Raw genomic sequence first — 13,276 nt, forward strand, 5'->3', positions numbered from 1 at the left:
CCCCGATCGGGCGGCAGGCTATTCCAATTGCGCCAGCCTGAGCTCGACCAGGTCGCGGACCCTGGTCTCGGGCGAATCCTTCAGCAATTGGCGGTACAGCGCGATCGCGTCGGACTTCCTGCCCGAGAGCGCCAGCGTGCGGGCCTCCCCTACCTGCGATTGCGCCTTCATCTCCGCGTCGGCGAATCCTTGCGCGGCGCGATACGCCGCCGCGGCGGCCGCGTAGTCGCCTTTCGCTTCGAGGGAGCGCGCGACTCCCTCCCGCAGGAGGTACTTCATGATCCCCTCGTCCTTCCCGGATTCCGAACCTGCCCGGAACTGCGACGCGGCAAGCCCGTAATTTCCGCGGTGGAATGCGATGCTTCCGAGATAGTACCGCGCGTAGACCGCCGCGCGTGTGGAAGGGTGCACGTTGACGTGCGCCGCCAGGAACTGCTCCAGCGCCGCCATCTTCTCCGGGTCCGCCTCCGCGGGGGAAAGCAGGAACTCCCGGGCACGGTTCAGGTGCGGCCAGAGTTCGCGGCTGGACTTGTTCTCCTCCCACTGGAGGTACGCCTTCGTGCCGAGTCCGAGCGCCACGACCGCCGCGATCCCGAGGACCGCGGCGGTGACCTTCGCGCGGTTCTCCTTGCACCACTCGACCACACGTCCGAACGTGCTGATGAATTCGTCGGGACCCTTCAGGTCCTTTCGGGTATACCGGATCTTCTCCGCCATGGTTCTTCCGCTCCTTGGGTTCCTGCTACCGGGCGAGGATTTCTCGTGCGTTATCCTGCATCCGGAGAGCTTCCGGCTCGGGAAGCCCCGCCCCCCGGATGATCCGAAGCGCCGCATCCCAACGGGTGAAATCGCCGGGAGCGTGCGCGTCGGTATTGTATACCATCCGGGCCCCCGTTTTCACCGCGATCCTTGCGACGTGGCCGTTGGTCAGACAGTGGCCCCGGCGGGCGGTGATCTCGAGGCACACGCCGTTCTTCCGGGCGAGCCGGGCCTCCTCTTCCGTCAGCAGGCCGGGATGCGCGAGGATATCCGCTTTCGCCTCGATGGCGGCGAGGTTGGTCCCCTTCGGCACCGGCTCGACGATCGTCTCTCCATGAACGATCACCACCTTCGCGCCCAGCTTCCGCGCGCGGGCCACCATGGACGCCACGAGTCGGGGGGGTACGTGCGTGATCTCGACGCCCGGGTACGCCGCGGCGCGCGTCGCGCCGCGGAGCTCACGACACACGCGGACCATGTTTTCGAGGATGAGCTCGAGGTTGGACGGGTCGGCGTGGTCCGTGATCGCGAGCGACCGGTATCCGGCGGCCACCGCGCGGGAAACGACCTCGGCGGGGATCAGCTCCCCGTCGCTGAACGTGGAGTGCATGTGCAGGTCGATCAAGCGGGTTCTCCTTCGAGGAATTGCCGGATGACCGAGGCGAGCGAATCGCGAATCTCTCCGGCGGTCACCTGCTCCATCTCGCGGACCTTCAGCGAACAGCCGAGCCGCTCGACGCGGTTCCGGAACAGGCGCAGCGTGTTCTCCCCCAGGCCGAAATCGGAAAACGCCTTCCCCATGACGGCGAGCGCTACCTTGGAGGAGGTCCCCCGAATGAAGTCGGACACCGACATCAGGCTCTCGAGGGAGCCGGTCATCTCGTCCTTGAGGAACACCACGATCCCGAGCGGCGCGGGGGCCAGCGTGTACCAGAGGGGGGATACGGAGCGCCGGTACGGGAAGGCGTACAGGAGGACCGGGCACTTCTCCCCGACCTTCAGTTTCCCGAAGATCCCGAGCGGGAACCCTTCCTTCCGGCGAAGGGAGAAGAAGACGTTGTCGATCTCGAAATCCCGGTATTTCCCGAGCGCCATCACCAGCGATTCGAGCAGTCCCGGGTCGGGCAGGAAGAAGACGACCCTCCCGATCCCTCCTCCCGCGGCCGATCCGCGTTCTTCGAGCCTCGCGCGGAGACGCGCCAGGTCCTCCGTCGGGAGAAACTCGCTCTTCGAGGGGAGCGCGTCGAAGACCCCCACCTGGAGGACCCCGCGGCTCTTGAGCGACAGGATCGCCTCGTAGACCGCGAGATCGGGGAAGTTGCAATTGTTGACGATGTCCTCCACCCGCGAGCAGAATTCGGACAGCAGGAGCACCTCGCGGACCGCTCCTCCCGCGGCGGCGATCTCCTTCGCGTCCTTTACCACCGCGACGGCGTCGGTCGGCTGCGGAAGCGTGTGCCGGATCTTCTGCAGTTCGTCCTCGTGGCGGAGCCCCTCGAGGATCGCGTGCTGGCTCGGCGTGTAGATGGAGCGGCGGACGCCGACCTTCCCCGGAAGAAAGCGGAACTTCCCCTCCCGGAGCGGGATCATCCGGAAGAGCGCCTTCTCGCCGATGATGTTCTGGGTGGCGGCGGAGACGATTTCCCCCCGTTCGATGTAGATCGATCCCGCCAGGCGTTCTCCCTCCACCTGCAGGATGCCGCTCTTCCGGTTCAAGGAGAGCATCTGCCACAGGTCGGGGATGAAGATCTGGCTCAAGTTCCCGCTGATCTCGGAGTCCCCGGTCAGCGCTTCGGAGAGGGGGTCCTGGAAGAGGGTGCGCTGGATCCGCAGGAGGATCTCCTCCTCGTGGTACGGCTTCCGCAGGAATTCGTCCACTCCGGGGCGGAACCCCGAAACGCTCTGCTCGCGGTCGCTCAGGAAGAACACCGGCAGGTTCTTCGTGTTCGGATTGCTCCGGAGGATCTGCACGAGGCGGTCCGGGGCGAGGATCGGGACCGCGAGGTCCAGCAGGATCACGTCCGGCCTGCGCAGGAGGGTTTCCGCCAGCGCCTTGCTGCCGTCGGCCGCCTCGACGACCTCCAGTCCCTTTTCCCGCAGGAACAGCGCCAGCCCCTGGCGGGACTTGTCGGAAGGGTCCGCGATCAGGATCCGCTTGGCGGCGGTCGCCAGCGTCATCTAGAAATTCCCCTGCAGCAGGTACATTTCCTGCACCTTTTCCAGCATCGACTCGACGAGCCACTCGTCCGCGGTGTTGAAGCCTTCCACTTCCCCGCGCCGGTCGGTTCCGAAAAGTCCGTACGCGCCGCCCTCCTTCAGATACAGGATGACCTCCCGGTTCTTCAGGAGTTCGTCGTCGGCGGAAACGTACAGGAGATTCTTCGCGTCGAAGCGGGTGGCCCCCGACTGGCCGACGATGTAGATGTTCCGCCTGGCGGACCCCGCGGAGTCGAAGGAGAGGAAGATCTGCTTGTAGATCTCGGGGGTGGGACCGGCGGCGATCACGATCCCCCGGTCCTCCGGGCTGGTCGCGGCGTCCTGCGCCACCGATTCGAGGATCCGCAGGAAATTGTCCCGCGGGAAGCTGAAGTGGGCGTTCCGCCCCAGGTCCCTGCGCATCCGCAGGAAGTACGGGACATCCTCTCCTTTCCGGAGCGTCTCGTAATATTCCGGTTTCCCGACCAGGATTTCGAACGCCTCCCAGAAGGAGCGGTCGGACAGCCGCATCCGGTGCAGCGGGCTCTTCTGCTGGCGGGCGAACTTCTCCTCCGCGACCCGCAGCAGCTCGTGGAATTCCTTTCCGTCCCGCGGACAGGTCGCCGACATGAAGAAGGTCTGGAGGGAGAACTCCGCTCCGAGAAAATGGATCCGGCTCTTTTCCCGGACGGCCTTGCGCAGACGGCGAACGGCGAGCATCGAGCCGAACGCATCGGTCTCCGGCAGGACGATGCAAAAGCGGTTCGCATCCTGGCGGGCGACGAGATCGGAGTCGCGAACCGCCTTCCGCACCGCTTCGACCATCGCCGACAAGGCTCCGGCCACGATGCTCTCCCGGGTCTGTTCCATGAGGAAGGAGTAGTTCTCGACCACGAGAAACACGACCGAGAGGGGGCGGCGGAACCGGCTCGCCTTGTACCGCTCCTTCTCGAAGTAGTCCTCCAGGAACACCGCCGAGTACGCGCCCGTCTCCGGGTCGCGCAGGGAGATCTTCTCCATCCGCTCGAGCCGGTCGATGGTGTTCAGGGCGCCCGCCGCGTAATCCGCGATGATCCGCGCCATGTGGATCTCCCGCTCGCCGTACTCCCTCCGATCCTTCCGGTCCCCCAGTTTCACGAGGCCGATCGGCTTCTCCTGGTGGACGAGCGGCACGTACAGGTGGGAGCCTGCGCGGCCGGAAGCGGTTCCCTTCCCTTCGGGTGCCCCGACCTGGACCACGAAGGGAGATCCTTTCCAGACCGATTCGGCGATTTCCGACTGGGACAGGAAGAAGCGGGAACCTTCCCGGTCGATCCCGATGACTCCCCGCACCGAGGCGATCATCATCTCGTCCGGATCCTCGGCGGCGGTCAGCCAGATGACGCAGTTCTCCGCGCCGAGCTCCCCCGCGAAGGTGTCCGTGATGTGCGCCAGAAGCTTCTCCTCGTCCTGGGAAGACATCATGCGGAGGCATTGCTGGTACATCGACGCCATCGAGTAGTATTCGAGGCTCTCGGAAAGCAGACGGTCCGCCACCGAACCTTCCGGGCCCTCGTGGGAGGGGGATCCCCAGATGACCCACCGCGCGATTTCGTGGATGGGGGGGTCTCCCCGGTACAGGAAGACCGGACCGCCGGTCAGGCGCGGGTCGGTCAGCCCCCCGATCCGTCCGGGACGCGCGCCGTCGGCCGGCGCGGCGACCGCCGCGTACGGGGCGTGATCGAACTTCCCTTCGACCAGCCACGCCGGGGGACGGTACTCGAAACGCACCTCGTGGTCGAGAACGGAAAAGCGGAGCTCCCGATCGGGGGCGGCGTCCTCCTGCAGGACCAGGATCCGGGATGACTTCATCCGTCCCGCCGTCCTACATCTTGTACTTGCTGAACTGCTCGGGGTCCATCTTCTCGAGCAGTTCCGTCCACTTGTCCTTCTCTCCCTCCGCCGCCTCCCCTTCGTCCATCGACAGCGCCTTCGAGAACACCTCTTCCGAGACGACGATCGGTACCTCGCACCGCAGCGCGAGGGCGATCGCGTCGCTGGGACGGGAGTCCAGCACGAAGGCTCCTCCACCCCTCTCGAGGTGGAGGGCCGCGAAGTAGGTGTTGTCCCGGATGTCGGTGATCTCGACCTTCCGGAGCTTCGTGCCCGTGTTTTCGAGGATCGACTTGAGGAGGTCGTGCGTCATCGGACGCGGAAGGTCAACCCCCTCGAGGACCAGGACGATCGCATTCGCCTCCAGGAGCCCGATCCAGATCGGAAGGACCCGCTGGTTCTGCCGGTCCCGCAATACGACGACGGGCGATTTCGTCACGGGATCGACCGTCACGCCGGCCACCGTCATCTCCTTCGGCATCCCGCTACCTCTCCTCTCCGGAAAGGGTGTGCGCCGCGGAGGCGGAAACGAACACCTCGCGGATCGGACCGTTCCCGGTTCCCGGGGTGAAATTCACCATCTTGTGGCACGGGGTCCGGCCGCACAGCCGCCCGGGATCCCTCGCGCTCTCTCCTTCGACGAGGACGGGATACGTCCGTCCGACCGCATCCGCGAGGCGGTCCCGCGTGTGCCCGTCCTGCAGGGCCTGGAGGATCCGAAGCCTCTCTGCGCTTTCGGACGGATCCACCCCTCCCGTCATTTCGGCGGCCCTTGTGCCGGGTCTGGGGGAGAAGCGGAAGGAGAACGACGAGTCGTACCGGACCTCCTCCATGACGGACAAGGTGTCCCGGAAATCCGCTTCCGTCTCCCCCGGGAATCCGACGATGAAGTCCGAGGAGTACGCCATGCCGGGTCGCGCGGTGCGCAGCGCGGCGATCTTCCGGAGGTACTCTCCCCGGGTGTATCCCCGTCCCATCGCGGAAAGAATGCGGTCGGACCCCGACTGGAGCGGAAGGTGGATATGCGGGCAGACGGTTTCGGTCTCCCCGATGAGCCCGATGGTCCGGTCGTCGAGGTCCCGGGGATGGGAAGTGATGAAACGGACGCGGAGGATCCCCTCCACCCGCGCGATCCGGCGCAACAGTTCGAAAAAAGGGATCTCCCCTTCCTTCTTTCCGTACGAGTTCACGTTCTGCCCGAGAAGAACGATCTCCCGGACGCCTTTTTCGGCGAGCGCGCGGATCTCGGAGAGGATGGAGGAGGAGGCGCGGCTGACTTCCGGACCGCGGACGACCGGGACGATGCAGTAGGCGCAGAAGTTTTCGCACCCCTGCATGATGGCCACCATGGCGGAAACGGCGCCGTCCGCAAGGTACGGCGAGACGTCCCAATGCCCGACGTCCCCGTCCATCGAGAGCATGACGGACGGGAGGCGGTCCTCCGCCCGCCGAACCATCTCCGGGAGCCGGGAGATGTTGTGCGTCCCGAAGACGAGGTCGACGTGGGGCGCCTTTCCGCGCAACGTTTCGCCGGCCTGCTGCGCCAGGCACCCTCCGACACCGACGAGCCGCCCCGAGCGGCCCCTCTTCCAGCGGCGGAGCGTGCCGAGCTCGCTGTAGATCTTCCGGTCGGCCTTGTCGCGGATGCTGCAGGTGTTGAGAAGAACGAGGTCGGCCTCCTCGAGCGAGGAGGCGGGAGCGTAGCCGGCTCCGGACAGGAGCGATAGCATCCTCGCGGAGTCCACCGCGTTCATCTGGCAGCCGAACGTCTTGATGTAGACGGTGCGCCGCATGACCCCACATTATACCCCGGGGGAGGCGTCCGTCACCGGCTCCGTTTCTTCGCCTTCCTTCCCGCGGGGGACGGTTTGCCGTTCAGGAAGTGGAACGCGAAGCTGTGGTCCACGACCTTTTCCGAGATGGTGTACGGGTCGGTCCGCTTCATCGCCATCCGGGAGAGGAGCGGCTCGAGAAGCCCATGGCGGTCGAGATCGGAGACCGCCTTCTCGATCAGGCGCGTCTTCAGGATCTCGAGGAGCTCGACGCGGGCCTTTTCCCGGAGGTATTTCGACAGGACCGGGTCCTGGTGGACGTACCCGCTGTGCCGTTCGACCTCTTCCATCAGGGCGGCGGTCCCCGTGTCGGTGGCGGCCACCGTGGAGACGACCGGGGGTCTCCACTCCCCGTCGGCGTACGTCCCCATCGAGACCATCGTCTCGATCTCCCGGCGGGTCTTGTCCGCCCCGTCGCGGTCGGACTTGTTCACGACGAAGATGTCGGCGATCTCCAGTATGCCGGCCTTGATCGCCTGGATGTCGTCGCCCAGTCCCGGCACCACGACCACCAGGTTCGTGTGGGCGACCTTGACGATTTCGACCTCGTCCTGCCCCACTCCCACCGTCTCGATGAGGATGACGTCCTTCCCCATGGCGTCCATGACGTTCACGATGTCGATGGTGGAGCGGGACAGCCCCCCGAGGTGACCGCGGGTGGCCAGGCTCTTGATGAAGACCCCCTCGTCGAGGGCGTGGGACTGCATCCGGATCCGGTCGCCGAGGATGGCGCCGCCGGTGAACGGACTGGTGGGGTCGATCGCGACGATGCCGACCGTCCTGCCGCCGCTCCGCAGCATCGCGGTCATCCGGTTGACCAGGGTCGATTTCCCGGAGCCCGGAGCCCCGGTGATGCCGACGATGTAGGCGCGCCCGGTGTGGCGGTACAGCGTCTTGAGGGTCCGGATGGCGGAAGGGAGCTCGTCGTCCAGGTCGCGCATCAGCCGCGCGGCGGCCCGGACGTCCCCTGAGAGGATCTCTCTGGGGGCGACGGACATTCAGTGCTCCCTCGAAGGCGTATCGTGAATACGCCGAGGGAGGGTAACGAAGCCGGGGCGGATGCAGCGGCGCTCGAATGTGAGCGTATTTATGAAAGGGAGCACTTAGTACCCCCGGATCAGCTTGCGGGCGATGATGATCCTCTGCACCTCGGAGGTCCCCTCGCCGATCTCGCAGAGCTTGGCGTCGCGCATGAACCGCTCCGCCGGGTACTCCTGCGTGTACCCGTACCCGCCGAAGATCTGCACCGCCTTGATGGTCCCCCGCATCGCCGCCTCGGAGGCGAACAGCTTCGCCATCGCCGCTTCCTGCGCGTACGGGAGCCCCCGGTCCTTCAGGTACGCGGCGCGGAACGTCAGGAGCTCCGCGGCCTCGAGTTCGGTCGCCATGTCGGCGAGCATCCACTGGATCGCCTGGAACTCCGCGATGGGCTGGCCGAACTGGGTCCTCTCGCGGGCGTACGACAGCGCCTCCTGCATCGCCCCCATGCCGATCCCCGTGGCGAGGGCCGCGATCGAGATCCTTCCCCCGGCGAGGTTCCGCATCGTGTCCCGGAAGCCGGAGTTCACCGTTCCCACGATCGCGTCGTCCCCGACCTCCATGTCCTCGAACACCAGCTCCGCCGTGTCGGAGGAGCGCATACCCAGCTTGTCGAGCTTCCGGCCGACCGAGAGTCCCTTCGTCCCCGCGGGGACCACGAAGGCCGTGATCCCGTCCTTCCCCTTCTCCTTGTCCGTCACGGCCAGGATCACGTACACCCCGCCGACGCTCCCCTGCGTGATGAACATCTTGTTCCCGTTGATGATCCATCGGTCGCCCGCCCGTTCGGCCCTCGTGCGCATCGCGACGGAATCCGAGCCGGACCCGGGCTCGGTGAGCCCCCAGGCTCCGAGCGTCGAACCGGATGTGAGGCCGGGGAGGTATCTCCGCTTGATCTCCTCGGAACCGAACCCGAGGATGTGGGCGGTGCAAAGGGAGTTGTGGGAGGCTACGGTGAGCCCCAGGGAGCCGTCCCCCCGGGCGATCTCGGAGACGGCGATCGCGTAGCTCACCGTGTCCATCCCGGCGCCGCCGTACTCCTCCGGGACCATCGCCCCCAGGATCCCGAGCTCTCCGAGCTTCGCGACCGTCTCCGACGGGAATTTCCCGGTGACGTCCCAGTCGTGCGCGTGCGCGCGCACCTCCTTCGCGACGAACGAGCGCAGCATGTCCCGCAGCGCCTGCTGCTCGGACGTGAGCGAAAAGTCGACTTCCCCGTTTTTCGGGCACGCGCCAGCCGTCATTCCCGATCCCCTCCCGTGATCTCTTCCCGTCCTAACGGCGCGGCTGGATCCGGCCGTTCACGTATTCGACGATCTCCTGGATCGTGGTCCCCGGCGTGAACACCCGGTCCACTCCCTTCTTCATCAGCTTGGGGATGTCCCCGTCGGGGATGATCCCGCCTCCGAAGACGACCACGTTCCCCATCTTCTTCTCCTTCAGGAGCTCCATCACCTTCGGGAAGAGGTAGTTGTGCGCACCGGAGAGGATGGAGAGGCCGATCCCGTCGACGTCTTCCTGGGCCGCCGCGTTCACGATCATCTCCGGCGTCTGGTGCAGCCCGGTGTAGATGACCTCGATGCCGGCGTCCCGCAGCGCCCGCGCGATGATCTTGGCGCCCCGGTCGTGGCCGTCGAGCCCCGGCTTCCCGACCAGGATGCGGACCTTACGGGAACTTTTCCCCTGCGGGGGGGCCGCCTTCGCCGACTTTCCCTTTGCCGTCGCCATGTCCTTTCCTCCTGGAAAATGTCTTCCTAGAACATCGCGGGGTCGGTGTAGACCCCCATCGTCTCACGGAGGGTATCGCACATCTCGCCCAGCGTCACGTACTCCCTCGCGGCGTCGACCAGGAGCGGCATCAGGTTCACCTTCGGGTCGAGGGAGGCTTCCGAAAGCGCCGAGAGCCGCGACTCGACCCGCTTCCGGTTCCGTTTCCGGCGGACGTCCCGTGTCCTCGCCACCTGCCGCCTCTCGACGTCCGGATCGATCTTGAGCAGGGGGATCGGAGGCTCCTCGTCGATCTTGTACGCGTTGACCCCGACGATCCGCTTCTCGCCCGAGTCGACCAGCCGTTGGTGGTGGAACGCGGCGTCCGCGATCTCCCGCTGCGGGTATCCCCGCTTGACCGCCGCCACCATGCCGCCCATGTCGTCGATCCGGCGGATGTACTCCATCGCCTTCGCCTCCATCTCGTCGGTCAGCCGCTCGACGAAGAACGAGCCGCCCAGCGGGTCGATGGTGTTCGCCGCGCCGGACTCCTCGGCGATGATCTGCTGGGTCCGCAGGGCGACCATCACCGACTGCTCCGTGGGGAGGGCCAGTGTCTCGTCCATCGAGTTGGTGTGCAGCGACTGGGTTCCTCCGAGGACGCCGGACAGCGCCTGGAGGGCGACCCGCACGACGTTGTTCATCGGCTGCTGGGCGGTGAGCGTGCAGCCGGCCGTCTGCGTGTGGAACCGCAGCTTCCAGGAGTTCTCGTCCTTCGCGTGGAACCGGTCCCGCAGGATGCGCGCCCACATCCGCCGCGCCGCGCGGTACTTGGCGATCTCCTCGAAGAAGTCCATGTGCGCGTTGAAGAAGTAGGAAAGCCGCGGGGCGAACTTGTCCACCGGGATTCCGGCCTCGATTCCCGCCTGGACGTACGCGATCCCGTCGGCGATGGTGAACGCGAGCTCCTGGACCGCGGTGGATCCCGCTTCCCGGATGTGGTAGCCGCTGATGCTGATCGTGTTCCACTTGGGCACGTTGTCCGCGCAGTAGGCGAGGATGTCCGTGATGATCCGCATGGACGGCTCGGGGGGGAAGATCCAGGAGTGCTGCGCGATGTACTCCTTCAGGATGTCGTTCTGGATCGTTCCGCCGAGCTTCGCGAACGGGACTCCCTGCTTCTCGGCGACCGCCAGGTACATCGCGAAGACCATCGCGGCGGGGCCGTTGATGGTCATGGAGGTCGTGACCTTGTCGAGCGGTATCCCGTCGAACAGGATCTCCATGTCCTTCAGCGAATCCACCGCCACGCCGCACATCCCCACCTCCCCCCGCGCCCGGGGAGAGTCGGAGTCGTACCCCATGAGCGTCGGGAAGTGGAACGCGGTGGAGAGGCCGGTCTGCCCCTGCGAGAGCAGGAATTTGAACCGCTCGTTGGTGTTCTCCGCGGAACCGTATCCCGCGAACTGGCGCATGGTCCAGAGCCGTCCCCGGTACATCGACGGCTGGACGCCGCGGGTGTACGGGAAGCGGCCCGGGAATCCCAGATCCTCCTCGTAATCGAGGTTGGAGAGCGCGTCGGGGGTGTAGAGGACGCCGATCTCCTCGTCGGACACCGTGGAAAAGCGCCCGAGCCGTTCCGGGGACCTGCGGATCGCCGGGGCCAGGCATTCGTCCTGCCATTTCTTCCGGTTCGAGGCGGTATCCGCGAGTCTCTTCCTGTCGTACATGGGTCGTTCCTCCCCTACCTCTCTATGCCGACGCGCGCGTCGACTCCCGCCTTGTAGTAATGCTTGATCTCGCGCATCTCCGTCACGAGGTCGGCCGCCTCCAGGATCTCGGGGGGGGCTCCCCTGCCGGTGAGAATCAGCTCCATCCCGTCCGGTTTCCGCCGCAGCGCTTCCAGCACCTCCCCGACGGGGATCAGGCCGAAATCCATGGCGCAGTTGATCTCGTCGAGGACCAGGATGTCCGCCTGCCGCCCCTCGATGATCCGTTTCGCCTTCTCCCACCCCTGCTTCGCGAGGCGGACGTCCTCCGGGTCCGGGTTCCTCCGGTTCACGAAGGTGTCCCGGCCGGCCTGGACGATCTCGACCTGGGGGGCGAGCCTCCGGACCCCCTCGAGCTCCCCGTAGTCGATCCAACCCTTCATGAACTGCAGGATCGCGACCTTCAGGCCGTGGCCGGCGGCGCGGACCGCGAGCCCGAGGGAGGCGGTCGTCTTCCCCTTCCCGTTTCCGGTGTAGACCTGCACGTACCCCTTGCCGATGTCCCCGGGACGCATTCCTCCGCCCCTACCGCAGGATCGAACGCGAGATCACCAGGCGCTGGACCTCGGACGTCCCCTCGTAGATCGTGGTCACCTTGATGTCGCGCAGGTGACGCTCCACCGGGTATTCCCGGATGTACCCGTACCCGCCGAGGACCTGGACCGCCTTGTGGCACGCGCGGTTTCCCGCCTCCGTGGCGAAGACCTTCGCCATCGAGGCTTCCTTCGCGTACGGAACCCCTTTGTCCTTCAGGAAGGCGGCCCGGTAGGCCAGAAGCTGGGCTGCGTCCAGCTCGGTGACGGCGTCCGCCAGCATCCACTGGATCGCCTGGAAATCGGAAATCGGCTGGCCGAACTGCCTCCGGTCCTTCGCGTACTCCGCCGCCGCCGCAACCGCCGCGCGGGCGATCCCGATCGCCTGGGAAGCGATCCCGATCCGCCCGCCGTCCAGCGCCGCGAGCGCGATCTTCAGCCCTTCGCCCGGCTTTCCGAGCATGGACGATTTCGGCACCCGGCAGCCGTCGAAGGAGAGGGAGACGGTGTCGGAACCTTTCAGCCCCATCTTGTGCTCGCGCTTCCCGACCGAATATCCCGGGGTCCCCGGAGGAACGAGGAACGCGGAAATCCTCCGGGGCGATTTCTGCGTGACCGCCATGACGATCGAGACGCAGGCGTTCCCTCCGTTGGTGATGAAAACCTTCGACCCGTCGATGACGAACGCGTCGCCGTCCTCCCGGGCGAAGGTCGTAAGCCCCCCCGCGTCGGATCCGGCACCGGGCTCGGTGAGGGCGAACGCGCCGGCCCCCTTTCCGCCGGACAGGAGCGGGAGGTACGCGCGTCGCTGCTCCTCGGACCCGAACCGGAAGATCGCCTCTCCCACCATGTTGGTGACCGCCATCCCGACGCCGGTGGATGCGCAGCCGCCCGCGACCTCCCGCAAGGCGACGCTGTAGGCGACCGGTCCCGCGTCGGAGCCGCCGTATTCGGCGGAGTACAGCATCCCCAGGAGCCCCAGCTCCGCGAGGCGGGTCATGTTCTCCGCCGGGTAGCGGCTCTCCTCGTCGACCGCCGCGGCCTTCGGGGCGAACTCCTTCCGCGCCAGGTTCCGGACCATGTCCTCGACCTGGAGCTGCTCTTCGGAAAGGAGGAAATCCATTTCCCGCCTACCCTTTGAGGAGCGCGGAAGCGATGACCAGCCGCTGGATCTCCGATGTCCCCTCGTAGATTTCCGTGATCTTGGCGTCGCGGAAGTGCCGCTCGGCCGGGTACTCCTTGATGTACCCGTACCCGCCGTGGATCTGGACCCCCTTGACCGCCGCGCGCATCGCCGTTTCGGACGCGTACAGCTTCGCCATGGACGACTCCTTCGAATGCCGCATCTTCCGGTCCTTCATCCACGCCGCCCGCCATGTGAGGAGCCTGGCCGCGTCGATCTCGGTCGCCATGTCGGCCAGCATCCACTGGATCGCCTGGAAGTCGCTGGTCGCCTGGCCGAACTGCCTGCGGTCCTTCGAATACGCCAGGGCGTCCGCGTACGACGCGCGGGCGATCCCGAGCGCCTGCGCGGCGATCCCGATGCGGCCGCCGTCCAGGGTGTTCATGG

General features: G+C 66.4%; 13 protein-coding genes. All 13 read right to left on the reverse strand.

What is annotated here, in order from left to right; all coding sequences use genetic code 11:
- Positions 1 to 18: 18 nt before the first annotated feature.
- Positions 19 to 717 carry a tetratricopeptide repeat protein gene (locus tag HZB86_02560; protein MBI5904422.1) on the reverse strand — a complete coding sequence of 233 codons (699 nt, stop codon included), beginning with the start codon at positions 715 to 717 and terminating at the stop codon, positions 19 to 21.
- 25 nt (positions 718 to 742) lie between these two features.
- Entirely contained in the window at positions 743 to 1,384 is a 642-nt protein-coding gene (locus tag HZB86_02565) for a histidinol phosphate phosphatase domain-containing protein (GenBank protein ID MBI5904423.1), read from the reverse strand.
- Complete coding sequence (locus HZB86_02570) at positions 1,381 to 2,937, reverse strand: DUF4388 domain-containing protein (protein ID MBI5904424.1); 1,557 nt, start codon at positions 2,935 to 2,937, stop codon at positions 1,381 to 1,383. The genes HZB86_02565 and HZB86_02570 overlap by 4 nt, the downstream gene beginning before the upstream one ends.
- Positions 2,938 to 4,806, reverse strand: coding sequence for a diguanylate cyclase (locus tag HZB86_02575; protein MBI5904425.1), 1,869 nt, complete (start codon positions 4,804 to 4,806; stop codon positions 2,938 to 2,940).
- Positions 4,807 to 4,819: 13 nt separating this feature from the next.
- The gene (locus HZB86_02580; protein ID MBI5904426.1) at positions 4,820 to 5,308 is read right to left on the reverse strand and encodes a bifunctional nuclease family protein; all 489 of its coding nucleotides are present in this window, start codon (positions 5,306 to 5,308) and stop codon (positions 4,820 to 4,822) included.
- Positions 5,309 to 5,312: 4 nt separating this feature from the next.
- On the reverse strand, positions 5,313 to 6,620 hold the full coding sequence (gene miaB, locus HZB86_02585) for a tRNA (N6-isopentenyl adenosine(37)-C2)-methylthiotransferase MiaB (protein ID MBI5904427.1): 1,308 nt from the start codon (positions 6,618 to 6,620) through the stop codon (positions 5,313 to 5,315).
- Between the two features lie 32 nt (positions 6,621 to 6,652).
- A complete protein-coding gene (meaB, locus tag HZB86_02590; protein ID MBI5904428.1) occupies positions 6,653 to 7,657 on the reverse strand; it encodes a methylmalonyl Co-A mutase-associated GTPase MeaB in 1,005 nt (334 codons plus the stop codon).
- Positions 7,658 to 7,762: 105 nt separating this feature from the next.
- The gene (locus HZB86_02595) at positions 7,763 to 8,941 is read right to left on the reverse strand and encodes an acyl-CoA dehydrogenase family protein (GenBank protein ID MBI5904429.1); all 1,179 of its coding nucleotides are present in this window, start codon (positions 8,939 to 8,941) and stop codon (positions 7,763 to 7,765) included.
- 31 nt (positions 8,942 to 8,972) lie between these two features.
- The gene (locus HZB86_02600; GenBank protein ID MBI5904430.1) at positions 8,973 to 9,425 is read right to left on the reverse strand and encodes a cobalamin B12-binding domain-containing protein; all 453 of its coding nucleotides are present in this window, start codon (positions 9,423 to 9,425) and stop codon (positions 8,973 to 8,975) included.
- A 26-nt stretch (positions 9,426 to 9,451) separates the two neighbouring features.
- Entirely contained in the window at positions 9,452 to 11,134 is a 1,683-nt protein-coding gene (locus HZB86_02605) for a methylmalonyl-CoA mutase family protein (GenBank protein ID MBI5904431.1), read from the reverse strand.
- A gap of 14 nt (positions 11,135 to 11,148) precedes the next feature.
- On the reverse strand, positions 11,149 to 11,688 hold the full coding sequence (gene cobO / locus HZB86_02610) for a cob(I)yrinic acid a,c-diamide adenosyltransferase (protein MBI5904432.1): 540 nt from the start codon (positions 11,686 to 11,688) through the stop codon (positions 11,149 to 11,151).
- Between the two features lie 10 nt (positions 11,689 to 11,698).
- Complete coding sequence (locus tag HZB86_02615; GenBank protein MBI5904433.1) at positions 11,699 to 12,829, reverse strand: acyl-CoA dehydrogenase family protein; 1,131 nt, start codon at positions 12,827 to 12,829, stop codon at positions 11,699 to 11,701.
- A gap of 7 nt (positions 12,830 to 12,836) precedes the next feature.
- A partial coding sequence (locus HZB86_02620; protein ID MBI5904434.1) for an acyl-CoA dehydrogenase occupies positions 12,837 to 13,276 on the reverse strand: 440 nt, incomplete at its 5' end.

This window comes from Deltaproteobacteria bacterium (assembly GCA_016234845.1).
GTDB lineage: Bacteria > Desulfobacterota > Deferrimicrobia > Deferrimicrobiales > Deferrimicrobiaceae > JACRNP01.

Bases quoted from the DNA above. Each gene is read 5' to 3' on its own strand.
- HZB86_02560 (MBI5904422.1), bottom strand. From the start codon at position 717: ATGGCGGAGAAGATCCGGTATACCCGAAAGGACCTGAAGGGTCCCGAC.
- HZB86_02570 (MBI5904424.1), bottom strand. From the start codon at position 2,937: ATGACGCTGGCGACCGCCGCCAAGCGGATCCTGATCGCGGACCCTTCC.
- HZB86_02575 (MBI5904425.1), bottom strand. From the start codon at position 4,806: ATGAAGTCATCCCGGATCCTGGTCCTGCAGGAGGACGCCGCCCCCGAT.
- HZB86_02580 (MBI5904426.1), bottom strand. From the start codon at position 5,308: ATGCCGAAGGAGATGACGGTGGCCGGCGTGACGGTCGATCCCGTGACG.
- miaB (MBI5904427.1), bottom strand. From the start codon at position 6,620: ATGCGGCGCACCGTCTACATCAAGACGTTCGGCTGCCAGATGAACGCG.
- meaB (MBI5904428.1), bottom strand. From the start codon at position 7,657: ATGTCCGTCGCCCCCAGAGAGATCCTCTCAGGGGACGTCCGGGCCGCC.
- HZB86_02595 (MBI5904429.1), bottom strand. From the start codon at position 8,941: ATGACGGCTGGCGCGTGCCCGAAAAACGGGGAAGTCGACTTTTCGCTC.
- HZB86_02600 (MBI5904430.1), bottom strand. From the start codon at position 9,425: ATGGCGACGGCAAAGGGAAAGTCGGCGAAGGCGGCCCCCCCGCAGGGG.
- HZB86_02605 (MBI5904431.1), bottom strand. From the start codon at position 11,134: ATGTACGACAGGAAGAGACTCGCGGATACCGCCTCGAACCGGAAGAAA.
- cobO (MBI5904432.1), bottom strand. From the start codon at position 11,688: ATGCGTCCCGGGGACATCGGCAAGGGGTACGTGCAGGTCTACACCGGA.
- HZB86_02615 (MBI5904433.1), bottom strand. From the start codon at position 12,829: ATGGATTTCCTCCTTTCCGAAGAGCAGCTCCAGGTCGAGGACATGGTC.